Source organism: Pseudarthrobacter sp. 05T312, assembly GCF_056396685.1.
Genome location: NZ_JBFTLY010000019.1, coordinates 40,250 through 51,356 on the forward strand (window position 1 = coordinate 40,250; position 11,107 = coordinate 51,356).

Below are 11,107 nucleotides of genomic sequence, written 5' to 3' on the forward strand. Positions count from 1 at the left end.
GGCGGGCGTGCAGTGGAGCCTCAGGCGCCGGTTTCATAATTCGGTTCGGCAACCGGTTTTGATTCCGGGGACCCCTTTTCCCGGAGGTACACCGATGCGCCCACCAGGACCCCGACGGCCAGGAACTCGCTTTGCCAGTTCTGGAAGGATTCGAACCAGAAGCGGCTGGTTCCCAGGTACTGCAGGAAGGTGACGTCGGGCTGCCCGTGGCTTTGCTGATCCTGGTTGTACTCGTCCACGCCGCCGGCGGCGTGCAGGAGGAATGAGGCCAGGAACAGGACGAAAAACAGGATCGACAAAGAGTGCTCATACAATTTGAGCACTAGCCCGCCGCGCCGGATGGGCCACGGCGTGGCACTGCTGATCTGCGCATCCCGCGGGTCTTGGTCCTGGGGTGCCCTCCTGCCCATTGGCTTGGACTCGGATGAGCCCTTCTGGAACAGGAACACCGTGAGGACCACGTACATGGCCATCTGCAGGAACTCCGATTCCCAGTTCTCGAAGGTGGCCTCAACGAACGCGCCCGTGCCCAGGAACTGGAGCACGGACACGGCGGGTTCGCCGTGGGCCTGCTGGTCTTCGCTGTAGGACGCTGCGCCGGACAGGACCATTCCCACGAAAAACACGAGGAACAGGCCAAGGTTGGCCACCAGCAGCCCATGCTCTTTAGCCCACTTGCGCATTCATAACTCCTTGCTTTCTGCCGGCGGAAGGATCCTCCCGGTGGCGCGCTTGTTCAGGCGGAGGGGAACGAACACCAGCATCACCACCATGACGCCCAGCAGTGCGCCACCGGCCGTGACGCCGGCAGACCTTCCTGCCGCGACATCGAAGACCAGGGCGGCGGTCCCGGCGCTCAGCAGGGCGATGCCGCCCAGGGCGATCTTGGTGATGGTGTCGGCACTGGAAACCAGCGTTTCCTTGAGCCGCTTCCGGAAGAGCCGCCGGTGCACGCTGACCGGGAGGAGGATGAAGGCAGTGGTCAGGGCGGCAATCACCACATTGGCGAGGTAGAGGCCAACCTCCCAGTCGTCCAGCTTTTCGAACCGCTGCTGGAACGGCAGTGTCAGCAGGAAGCCGGCAAGGATCTGCACGCCGGTCTGGAGTACGCGCAGCTCCTGGAGGAGCTCGGCCCAGTTGCGGTCCAGCTGCTCCTCACGGGTCTCGTTCCGGCCCGTGCGGCCGGTGTAGTCCTCAACATCGGACATCGGCGCTCCTTCCTCTCCGGCGGGGGTTTACGTCTTCTTTCTACTCCTCCCGTACCCAGAAAGGAGGCTGCCCGTTGCGCCTGCCCCCACATTTGATAAGTTTGCTGATTATCACCCGTGCACCATCGGCAACGCACAACAGGAGGAAGCATGACGCAGGAAAACCAGCAGGACGAACCCGAGTCGGCCCCGGGCGGCTACGGCACCCCCACCGCCGAGCAGGAAGCGGCGGGCACGCAGGGCGGCCAGCAGTCCGGCAGCGGCGCCCAGCAGTCCGGCGGCGCTTCGTCGGCGGGCGCGGACACCAACGAGCCGCAGTCCGGGACGGGCCAGGACCCGGTTCCGCACGACATGGACCTCCCGTCCAGTGCCGCGGAGATTGATGAGTCCAATGACGATTCCCAGGGGTCGGCGCCGAACTCCTCGGAGCCCGGCCAGGAAGCCACAGGCATCCCGGACGGCAGCGGAAACGACCTTCCGCAGGAGGAATCGCCCAATGACGACGACGAAAGCTTCGACGCCGGATAAGCCAGCTTTCCCCGCAGGCCCCGGTTCCTGCTGCCCTGCCGGCAGCGGGACCGGGGCTTTTCCGTGACCGCATACATCGGGTTCGGCTGGGTACGGAACACGGGAAACCACGCCGGCAGGGAGCGGGGACGCCCGTGCTGGACGCCGGAACCGATATCGACGCCAGGAGGGTGGACCGTGGGCAGGAGGTCTTCAGGGCAGTGGGCGCAGCCCGCGGACCGGCAGGGTGAGGCGGCAGTGGATGTCCTGGTGCCCACCTGCAACCGGCCGGCCGAGCTCGCCGTGACCCTCGCCGGACTTGCCGGCCAGCAGGACCCCGCGTTCGCCGTCGTGGTGAGCGACCAGTCAGCGGGCGAGCCCGCGTGGCAACATCCGGCGGCCGCCGCGATGGTGCGGGTCCTCGAAGCGCAAGGCCGGCCCGTCACCCTGCTGCGCCACCTGCCGCGCCGGGGGCTCGCCGAACACCGGCAGTTCCTCCTGGACCGTTCCACCGCCGGCCAGTGCCTCTTCCTGGACGATGACATCTGGCTGGAACCGGGCGCACTGGACCTGCTGAGCCGCGCCCTGAATGAGCTTGGATGCGGTTTCGTGGGCATGGCACCGCAGGGGCTGTCCTTCTTGGCTGACCGCAGGCCCGACGAGACGGCACCTTTCGAGGCGTGGGACGGGCCGGTGACTCCCGAGCGGATCCGCCCGGATGGCCCGGGATTCGACCGATGGCCGCTGCATAGCGCCGCGAACCTGAGCCACCTCAGCGCCGACCTGTCCCTGGAGCCGGGCGAGTGGGTGCCGTACCACGTGGCGTGGCTGGGCGGCTGCGTCCTGTACCGCAGGCAGTTGCTGGTTGACTCCGGTGGGTTCCGCTTTTGGAGCAGCCTTCCCGCCGGGCACGCCGGCGAGGACGTGGTGGCGCAATGGCAGGTGATGGAGCGCTATGGCGGCGCGGGCATCCTGCCCTCCGGGGCAGTGCACCTTGAATCGCCCACGACGGTTGCGGACCGGCAGGTGGAGGCGTACGACGTTGTCCTGGACCGGGAAGCCGCCCAGGCGCCTTGGTGGCCCGGGGTGGCGGCGAGCTTCAGCCCGTGGCGGGTACTGGCGGCGCCTGCAGCGGGTACGCCACGTAGGCGAAGCGGTCGGAGGCCGGCGACCAGCTGTTGACGTTGAGGGTGCCCTGGCCGCCGAACACCGGCCAGGTCTGCAGCGCCGTGGCCCAGTCACTCGTGGACACAAGGACGACGTCGACCCCCAGGTCCGCTGGGTGTCCTTCCGTTCCGGCAGGAAAGCGGACGTAGCTGGCCAGGCTGCCGTCCGGGGAGAGGTGCGGGAACCAGTCCACGGTGCCGCTCGCCAGGAGCTGCTCGAACTGGCTGCCGTCCGGCCGGACGCGGGCCAGCTGGGCGTGTCCGGGAGCCGTGCTGAAGGATTCGGTGTTCAGGTACAGCCATTTCCCGTCGGGCGAGTATTCCGGCCCGTCGCAGTGGCCCGGCCCGACATCGACGGCCGCGCCGGCGCCCCCGTGGGACGGCATGGTCATGAGGCGCCCCGGGCGCGAGAAGTCCCCGTCCTCGATCCCGACATAAGCGAGCTCACTGCCGTCCGGGCTGACGCCGTGCAGGAAATGGAAGGACCCGTCGTCGCCCGTCACCCTTGTGCCCGGCCCGCCCGCAAGGGGTGCACGGTAGATGTGCCCGTCATTCGCGGATAGGTAGATTGTTTCCCCGTCGGGGGCCAGGACATGGTCGTTGTTCAAGGCGGGAACGCCGGTCAGGGGGACCTCGGCGAGGCATCCATCTGCCAGGCCCAGGCGCCATAATTTGCCGTCCCCGTTGAGGATGAGTGCCTGGCCGTCAGGCGTCCAATTGGGTGCCTCCAGGAGCATATTCCCCGTGGAGTATGCAAGTTCCAGGGATCCCGTGGCCGCGGCGGTCCACACCTCGCAGCGCTGGCCCGGCGACAGCCTGCGCACCGGTTCAGTCCTTGCTGCTGAAGGCGGCGTCGAAGCTGGTTTGGGACGCGGGGAAGTCGTATTTCTTGAGCGCGGCTAGGGCTTCGGGGGCGCCGTGGAGCCGGTCCATCCCGGCGTCTTCCCATTCGATGCTGATGGGGCCGTTGTAGCCGATGGCGGCCAGCGCCCGGAAGGAGGCTTCCCAGGGGACGTCGCCGCGGCCGGCGGAGACGAAGTCCCAGCCCCGCCGAGGGTCGCCCCAGGGCAGGTGGGAGCCCAGGACGGTGTTGCGTCCGGTTTGGCGGATCTTGGTGTCCTTGCAGTCCACGTGGTAGATCCGGTCCTTGAAGTCCCAGATGAAGGAGACGGGGTCGATGCCCTGCCACATCATGTGGGAGGGGTCCCAGTTCAGGCCGAACGCTTCGCGGTGGCCGATGGCTTCGAGGGTGCGGACGGTGGTCCAGTAGTCGTAGGCGATTTCGGAGGGGTGGACCTCGTGGGCGAAGCGGACGCCGTTTTCGTCGAAGACGTCCAGGATGGGGTTCCAGCGGTCGGCGAAGTCCTGGTAGCCGGCGTCGATGACCTTTTCCGGGACGGGCGGGAACATGGCGACGTATTGCCAGATGGAGGAGCCGGTGAACCCGACGACCGTGTCCACGCCGAGGGCTTTGGCGAGCCGGGCGGTGTGCTTCATTTCCTCGGCGGCGCGCTGGCGGACGCCTTCGGGGTCGCCATCGCCCCAGACCTTGGACCCGACGATGGCCTGGTGCCGGAAGTCGATGGGGTCATCACAGACGGCCTGGCCTTTGAGGTGGTTGGAGATGGCCCAGACCTTGAGGTCGTATTTGTCCAGGATTTCCAGCTTGGAGTCGACGTAGCCGGGTTCGTCCCAGCGCCAGGCGTCCAGGTGGTCGCCGGAGACGGCGATTTCGAGGCCGTCGTAGCCCCAGCCGGAGGCCAGTTTCGCGACTTCCTCGAAGGGCAAATCGGCCCACTGGCCGGTGAACAGGGTGAACGGGCGGGACATGGATCTCCTTGGCTGGTGGCGTGCTGGCGCCTGGTGGGGCCTTATCGGCGGACGACGGTGAGGGTGCTCTTGTTGGCTGCGGATTCCTCAACGGCGTTGAGGATGTGCTGGACATTCAGTCCTTCCTCGAACGACGGCGAGGGCTGGGTTCCGTCCTTGATGGCCAACAGGAAGTCACGGACCTGGTGGGTGAAGGTATGTTCCCAGCCGATGATGTGGCCTTGGGGCCACCAGGCTTCGAGGTAGGGGTGTTCGGGTTCGTTGACCAGGATCCGGCGGAAGCCCTGCTCCCGGACGGGGAGGGTGGCGTCCAGGAAGCCCAGCTCGTTGAGGTTTTCGAGGTCGAAGAGCAGGCTGCCCTTGTCCCCGTAGACCTCGATCTGGAGGCTGTTCTTCCTGCCCGTGGCCACCCGGGAAACCTCCACTGAGGCGATGGCGCCCGAGGCCAGGGACAGCGTGGCCCAGGCGGCGTCGTCGACCGTGACGTCCTCTAAGCCGTTCTCGCCTGGGCGGCGGTCCACGAAGGTGTTGAGCCGGCCGGTGACCTCGTTGACCTCGCCGCCCAGGAGGAAGAGGACCTGGTCGATGGCGTGGGAGGCGATGTCCCCGAGTGCGCCTGACCCGGCGGTTTCCTTCCGCAGCCGCCACGTCATGGGTGCCTCGGCATCGGCCAGCCAGTCCTGCAGGTACGCCGCGCGGACATGCCGGACCGTGCCCAGCCGGCCTTCTGCGATGAGCTCCCTTGCCAGGGCCAGGGCAGGGACCCGGCGGTAGTTGAAGCCGATCATCGACTGCACACCCCGGGCCCTGGCCTTGGCCGCTGCGGCGGTCATGAGTTCGGCCTCGGCCAGGGTATTGGCCAGGGGCTTTTCCACCAGGACGTGCTTGCCCGCTGCCAGGGCAGCGACCGCGATTTCTGCGTGCATCCAGCCGGGGGCGCAGATGTCCACGATGTCGATGTCGTCCCGTTCGATCACGGTGCGCCAGTCCGTTGCCGATTCGGCCCACCCGTACCTGGCAGCGGCCTGCGCCACGGCGCCGGCGTCCCGGCCCACGAGGACCTTCTGCTCGAAGGCCGGGACGTCGAAGAAGCTGGCCACGTTCCGCCACGCGTTGGAATGGGCCTTGCCCATGAAGGCGTAACCGATGGCTGCCACACCCAACGGGCGGGAACCCGGACGGGAGGCCGGGGGAGTGGACGGGTGTTCGGGTTCGGTCATGATGCGTTCCTGCGTGCTTCCTGCTGGCTGGACTGGTTTTGCCGGATTAGAGGGTTGCGGTTTCCGGTGCCCAGTCCTCGGGGAGGGCGGCGGATGCCGGGGCTGAACTTTCGACGTCGACGAACGTGCCGGAATCCACGGACTCGCTGATGGAGACCATCGTGTCCAGGACGTGGTACGCCAGCTCACCCGTGGCCCGATGCCTCACACCGGCGCGGAGGGAGCGGGCCATGTCCAGGACGCCCATGCCGCGGCCGTTGGCCGGCCCGGTAGCGGGAACGGTGGTCCAGTCCTCATCACCGGCGCGCCAAAGCTTGATGTCGCCGGTGAAGTAGTTGGGGTCCGGCAGCGAGAGGGTGGCTTCGGTTCCGGTGATCTCCACGAACCCCATCCGGGTCCGGGGGGATTCGAAGGAGAAGACGCTGTGCGAGGAGGCGCCGGATTCGAACTGTGCCATGGCGGAGACGTGGGTGGGCACCTCGACGGTGAACTCCTCGCCGGCCTTGGGTCCGGAACCGATCACGCGCACGTCCTTGGCTTTGGAGCCGACGGCGGCCACCTTGCGGATGGAGCCGAAGGCCTGCACCAGGGCGGTGAGGTAGTACGGTCCCATGTCGAACAGCGGGCCGGCACCGTGCTGGAAGAGGAAGGCAGGGTTGGGGTGCCAGGATTCCGGGCCGGGGGTCTGGAACGTGGTCATGGCGGTCAGCGGGGTGCCGATGTCGCCGCGCTGGATCAGGCGCAGGGCGGTCTGGATGCCGGCGCCGAGGAAGGTGTCCGGCGCGCAGCCCAGGCGGATGCCTGCGGCGTCGGCGGTCTTGAGCAGCCCCAGCCCGGATTCGCGATCCAGGGAGAACGGCTTTTCGGTCCAGACGTGCTTGCCTGCATTGACTGCCGCGGTGGCCACTTCCACGTGCGCGGCGGGGATGGTGAGGTTGACGATGATCTCGACGTCGGGGTGGTTCAGGGCCTTGTCCACGCCTCCCCACTCAGGGATGCCGTACTCCTTGGCGCGGGCCTCGGCGGCGTCCTCGAAGAGGTCGGCGATGACATAGACCTTCAGGTCCGGGAACGCCGTGAGGTTATCCAGGTACTGCTTGCTGATGACGCCGGCGCCAATGACGCCGACTCCCACCGGGCCGCTGCGGGCCGGGGTGCCTGCCGGGGTGCTCACGCGTTGGCTCCTTCGGCTGCGGTGTTGCTGTCCAGGAAGGCCAGGCTCTGGGCGATGCCCTCGAAGATGTCGCCGTCGTAGTCGTCAAACTCCACCACGCCTACCTCAAGGGACTTCGCAGCGGCGATGACGTCCATCACGGGGACCTTGCCCTGGCCGGCCGGCTGCTGTGCCTTGTTGTCCCGGTTAAGGGGGCCGTCCTTGATGTGGATGAACTTCACGCGGTCACCAAGCTTGGTGAGGATATCGATGGGGTCCTGGCCGCCAACGGCCACCCAGTAGGTGTCCACTTCAAGGACCAGTGCCGGGTCCAGCAGGGACTCGAAGTACTCCAGGGCGGTGCGGCCCTCGATGGTGGACTCCAGTTCCCAGGCGTGGTTGTGGTAGCCAGCCCGGATCCCGTACTCGGCGCCCTTCTTCGCGGCGGAGTTGAGCTTCGCTGCGGTGGCCTGGATGTCCTCGGCTTTCTGCCAGTGCTCGGCGGGCAGGAACGGATCAATCACCGTGCTGATTCCCAGTTCCTTGGCGGCGGCGAAGATTTCGTCCTGGTCCTGGCTCAGCAGGGGCGCGTGGCCGGACGGCGCGGTAAGGCCGTTTTCCTTCAGTGCGGCGCCGAGCTCCTTTGCGGTGGCCACGAAGTTGTAGGGCTCAACCTGGGTGTAGCCGATCCCGGCAACCTTCCTGATGGTGCCCGGAAGGTCCTCCGCGATCGCGTTGCGCAGGGTGTACAGCTGAAGTGAGTAGGACATGGGTTTCCTTAGCGTTCTGTAGTGGATCGAAGTTGACGGGTCAGCGGCCGGCGAGCGAGCCGCCGATGCCGCCGACGCTGAAGTATTTGTTCAGCGTGGCGAAGACGATGACGGGCGGGAGCATCATGATCACGGCCAGGGCCATGACGGAGGTCCAGTCCGTGGCATTCTGCTGGAAGAAGGACTGCACGCCCATGGGAAGCGTGAAGATTTCGTTCGAGCGCAGGAACACGATGGCTACGAGGTAGTCGTTCCAGGCCAGGAGGAAGGCGAAGATGGCGGTGGAGAGCACGCCGGGCAGGGAATTCCGGAGGACCACCTTGGTGAAGGATCCGAAGACCGAGCACCCGTCGATCCAGGACGCCTCCTCGAGGCTGATGGGGATGGAGTCGAAGTACGCGGCCATCATCCAGGTGGCCACAGTCATCGTGGAGCCCACGTAGATGATGGTCAGGCCCAGGAGGTTGTCCACCAGGCCCATGCCGGCGAACAGGATGAACAGCGGCACCACGGAGGTGATGATGGGCAGGGACTGCATGACGAACAGCAGCAGGGAGTAACCGGAGACTGCCTTGCTGCGGCCGCGGGAGAGGACGTAGCCGGCCGGGGCGGCCACGGCCACGGAGACCACCACGGTGGAGAGGGTGGTGACCAGGCTGTTCTTCAGCCAGGTGGCGGCCAGGGTCTTGGAGAAGACGCCGCTGAGGTTCTCGAACGTCAGTCCGGTGGCGTTGCTGTTGGGCCCGGGGGTGAAGGCGAGCACCACGGTGACCATGATGGGTACCAGGACAACTGCCGTGATGATGAGGATCGCGGTGAAGCGCCACCAGCGGCCTCGCTGGCCCGCTTCGGAGAGGACCCTGCGGCGCTTGCCGGTGTCGACGCCAAGCGTGGGGCCGGAATCTGCGTGGGCGTGAAGGACTGCGCTCATTATTCGACGCTCGACTTTCGGATCTGGCGGTACAGGATGACCGAGATGACCACCAGGGTCATGGTCATGAGGAAGGCGATGGCCACGCCGGGGCCGGTGGCGAAGTCCTGGAACACGGTCCGGTAGGCCAGGACCACCAGGGAGGTGGTGGCGCTGACGGGGCCGCCGCCGGTGAGCAGGTAGATGGTGGGGAAGTCGTTGACGCAGAAAATGGTCATCAGGATCCAGCTGATGTAAGTGGAGCGGGCAATCAGCGGCAGGGTGATCTGGCTGAACTGCTGCCAGCGGCTGGCCCCGTCCATGCTGGCCGCTTCGTAGACGGTGCTGTCCACGGAGGCCAGGGCTGCGGAGATCATCATCATCATGAAGGGGAAGCTGACCCAGACCTTGAACACCATCACCGTGACCGAGGCCAGGGTGGGATCCGCCAGGAAGAGCGGTGTGCCCATGCCCAGGTTGCGGAACAGGGACGGGATCAGGCTGTCCGGGGTGGCCACCAGCCAGTTCCAGGCAGTGGAGGACACCACGATGGGCACCACCCAGGGCAGCAGGAGCAGGACCTTGAAGGTGTTGCCGCCCGGAATCTTGGTCCGCAGGAGCAGGGCGAGGCCCAGTCCTACAAGCCAGGATCCGAAGACGCCTACGATGGTGAACCAGAGCGTGAACTGGGCGGCCTTCCAGAACGCGGGCGAGCTGAGGACGGTGGCGAAGTTCTCAACGCCCACGAAGTTGCCGGTCTGGAGCAGGTTTCCGTCATGCGTGGCCTGGACGGCCGCGTAGATCAGCGGGTAGCCGTGGATCAGGACAAGCAGGACCACGGAGGGAAGCAGGAGCCAGAAGAACGTTTTGGTGGCCTGCGCGGAGAGCTTGCTCCTGCGTTTGCCGGGGGCGGACCCGGGCCCGCCGGGGGCGAGTCCCCGGCGGGCCCGTGACAGGCCGGACTGTGCGGTGGTACTGGACATGGCCGGTGCCGTTCTACTTCTTCAGGACGGATTCGAGGCCGGACTGGAAGGCCTGCAGGGCAGTTTTGGCGTCCGACTTCCCGGTGATGATGGTCTGGCTGAACTGGTTCAGCGCCTGTCCGCCGTCGAGGGCGGCCAGGTTGGCATTCAGGGTGCTGCCCTGGGCGGCGAAGGTCTTGGCGATGGGCTGCCAGTCCTTGACGATCTTGACGTTGTTGGGGTCGTCGGCGAATTCCGGAATTTCGGTGATCGACTTGAAGACCGGGAGGGCGGACATGAGCTTCTTCTGCCACAGCTGCTTGAGCTGGCCCAGGTAGTACACCAGGAACTCTTCCGAGGCGTCCTGCGACGGTGTGTTGGTGTACATCATGATGTTGTTGGGGAACACGATGGTGGCCTTGTCGCCGTGCGGGCCCTTGATGGGGTCAGCCACCAGCAGGTCGCCTGAAGTGTCGCCGACACGCTGCGGGACGTTCACCTGGAACAGGCCGTATCCTGCCTTGCCGTCCTTCCACTGGGCCGACATGTTGTCCGTGGTGTAGCTGACGGCGGCGGGATCGACGATGCCGTTGGAGACGAGTTCGAGGACGAACTCCATGGCTTCTACGTTGCGGTCGTTCAGCAGGTCCAGCTCGCCGTTCTTGTTCCAGACACCGCCGCCGTTGTTGACCATCATCATGATCATGGAGTGGTTGGCGTAGTTGTTGCCCGTGCCGGCGCCGGTGGTGAAGCCGAAGGCGCCGATCTTCTTCAGCGCCTTGCCGGCCTCCAGCAGGGAAGGCCAGTCGGTGGGCAGGGCAACGTTCGCCTTCTCGAACAGCGACTTGCGGTACCAGAAGACGCGCATGTCCAGCTGCCACGGGACCGCCACGTAGCCCTTGCTGGACTTGAACGGGTCCAGGACGCCGGGCAGGAAGTCGTCGAACTGGCCATTGGCCTTCAGCTTGTCGATCACCTTGTCCGCGTAGGCGATCTGGCCCTGCTGCTCGAACTGGAAGGCCTGGAAGCCGCCGCCCGTGGAAACCGCCGGGCCTGTCTTGGAGGCAATGGCGGAGGAGAAGGTCTGGTAGAAGTTGGCCCACTGGATGATCTGGTAGGACGCCTTGCTGCCGTTCGCTCCGCTGAAGCCCTCGGCGATGCCCTTGGCAGCGTCGTTGTAGGCGGGCGTGGCCCACGGCATGTCCCAGAACTTGACGGTCCCGCCCGCACCGCCTCCGCCGCCCTGTGACGCTGAGCCGCCGCCGCAGGCAGCGAGCAGTGGTACGGAGGCTGCAGCAGCCGTCAGGCCCAGGAAACCGCGCCGTGAGAAGGAGCGGCGCTGTTCGGGAGTTGCGTTCATGATGTGTGTCCTTTCGGGACC

12 protein-coding genes are annotated in these 11,107 nt (G+C 66.3%); 2 read left to right on the forward strand and 10 right to left on the reverse strand.

All coding sequences use genetic code 11. The features are described 5' to 3' along the window. Positions 1 to 20: 20 nt before the first annotated feature. Both AC1DIP_RS18435 and AC1DIP_RS18440 read right to left on the reverse strand, forming a co-directional pair. The gene (locus AC1DIP_RS18435) at positions 21 to 683 is read right to left on the reverse strand and encodes a DUF6766 family protein (RefSeq protein WP_476208429.1); all 663 of its coding nucleotides are present in this window, start codon (positions 681 to 683) and stop codon (positions 21 to 23) included. Next, positions 684 to 1,208, reverse strand: coding sequence for a DUF6328 family protein (locus tag AC1DIP_RS18440; RefSeq protein ID WP_477734617.1), 525 nt, complete (start codon positions 1,206 to 1,208; stop codon positions 684 to 686). Between the two features lie 150 nt (positions 1,209 to 1,358). On the opposite strand from AC1DIP_RS18440, the gene AC1DIP_RS18445 reads away from it, so the two are divergent. Together AC1DIP_RS18445 and AC1DIP_RS18450 are read left to right on the forward strand one after the other, a co-directional pair. Then, a complete protein-coding gene (locus AC1DIP_RS18445) occupies positions 1,359 to 1,736 on the forward strand; it encodes a hypothetical protein (protein ID WP_477734618.1) in 378 nt (125 codons plus the stop codon). A 177-nt stretch (positions 1,737 to 1,913) separates the two neighbouring features. Then, positions 1,914 to 2,897, forward strand: coding sequence for a glycosyltransferase family 2 protein (locus AC1DIP_RS18450; RefSeq protein ID WP_477734619.1), 984 nt, complete (start codon positions 1,914 to 1,916; stop codon positions 2,895 to 2,897). On the opposite strand, the gene AC1DIP_RS18455 is transcribed toward AC1DIP_RS18450, so the two are convergent. From AC1DIP_RS18455 to AC1DIP_RS18490, 8 genes are read right to left on the reverse strand one after another with little or no spacing between them, the layout of a single operon-like run. Continuing rightward, a complete protein-coding gene (locus AC1DIP_RS18455; protein ID WP_477734620.1) occupies positions 2,815 to 3,705 on the reverse strand; it encodes a TolB family protein in 891 nt (296 codons plus the stop codon). The two genes, AC1DIP_RS18450 and AC1DIP_RS18455, sit on opposite strands and share 83 nt — an antisense overlap. A 4-nt stretch (positions 3,706 to 3,709) precedes the next feature. Next, a complete protein-coding gene (locus AC1DIP_RS18460; RefSeq protein ID WP_476208441.1) occupies positions 3,710 to 4,711 on the reverse strand; it encodes a TIM barrel protein in 1,002 nt (333 codons plus the stop codon). A 41-nt stretch (positions 4,712 to 4,752) separates the two neighbouring features. Continuing rightward, entirely contained in the window at positions 4,753 to 5,931 is a 1,179-nt protein-coding gene (locus AC1DIP_RS18465) for a Gfo/Idh/MocA family protein (protein ID WP_476208442.1), read from the reverse strand. 46 nt (positions 5,932 to 5,977) lie between these two features. After that, entirely contained in the window at positions 5,978 to 7,105 is a 1,128-nt protein-coding gene (locus tag AC1DIP_RS18470) for a Gfo/Idh/MocA family protein (protein WP_476208443.1), read from the reverse strand. Beyond that, the gene (locus AC1DIP_RS18475; protein ID WP_477734621.1) at positions 7,102 to 7,854 is read right to left on the reverse strand and encodes a sugar phosphate isomerase/epimerase family protein; all 753 of its coding nucleotides are present in this window, start codon (positions 7,852 to 7,854) and stop codon (positions 7,102 to 7,104) included. The genes AC1DIP_RS18470 and AC1DIP_RS18475 overlap by 4 nt, the downstream gene beginning before the upstream one ends. Before the next feature lie 40 nt (positions 7,855 to 7,894). Further along, a complete protein-coding gene (locus AC1DIP_RS18480; protein WP_477734622.1) occupies positions 7,895 to 8,785 on the reverse strand; it encodes a carbohydrate ABC transporter permease in 891 nt (296 codons plus the stop codon). Next, positions 8,785 to 9,747 (reverse strand): carbohydrate ABC transporter permease, encoded by a 963-nt coding sequence (locus AC1DIP_RS18485; protein ID WP_477734623.1) that lies wholly within the window; start codon positions 9,745 to 9,747, stop codon positions 8,785 to 8,787. The genes AC1DIP_RS18480 and AC1DIP_RS18485 overlap by 1 nt, the downstream gene beginning before the upstream one ends. Positions 9,748 to 9,760: 13 nt before the next feature. Beyond that, a complete protein-coding gene (locus AC1DIP_RS18490) occupies positions 9,761 to 11,086 on the reverse strand; it encodes an ABC transporter substrate-binding protein (protein WP_477734624.1) in 1,326 nt (441 codons plus the stop codon). Between the last annotated feature and the right edge of the window lie 21 nt (positions 11,087 to 11,107).

Excerpts from the sequence above, each read along its gene's own strand:
- AC1DIP_RS18490 (WP_477734624.1), bottom strand. The coding sequence starts at position 11,086 with ATGAACGCAACTCCCGAACAGCGCCGCTCCTTCTCACGGCGCGGTTTC.
- AC1DIP_RS18485 (WP_477734623.1), bottom strand. The coding sequence starts at position 9,747 with ATGTCCAGTACCACCGCACAGTCCGGCCTGTCACGGGCCCGCCGGGGA.
- AC1DIP_RS18475 (WP_477734621.1), bottom strand. The coding sequence starts at position 7,854 with ATGTCCTACTCACTTCAGCTGTACACCCTGCGCAACGCGATCGCGGAG.
- AC1DIP_RS18440 (WP_477734617.1), bottom strand. The coding sequence starts at position 1,208 with ATGTCCGATGTTGAGGACTACACCGGCCGCACGGGCCGGAACGAGACC.
- AC1DIP_RS18460 (WP_476208441.1), bottom strand. The coding sequence starts at position 4,711 with ATGTCCCGCCCGTTCACCCTGTTCACCGGCCAGTGGGCCGATTTGCCC.
- AC1DIP_RS18435 (WP_476208429.1), bottom strand. The coding sequence starts at position 683 with ATGCGCAAGTGGGCTAAAGAGCATGGGCTGCTGGTGGCCAACCTTGGC.
- AC1DIP_RS18480 (WP_477734622.1), bottom strand. The coding sequence starts at position 8,785 with ATGAGCGCAGTCCTTCACGCCCACGCAGATTCCGGCCCCACGCTTGGC.
- AC1DIP_RS18445 (WP_477734618.1), top strand. The coding sequence starts at position 1,359 with ATGACGCAGGAAAACCAGCAGGACGAACCCGAGTCGGCCCCGGGCGGC.
- AC1DIP_RS18465 (WP_476208442.1), bottom strand. The coding sequence starts at position 5,931 with ATGACCGAACCCGAACACCCGTCCACTCCCCCGGCCTCCCGTCCGGGT.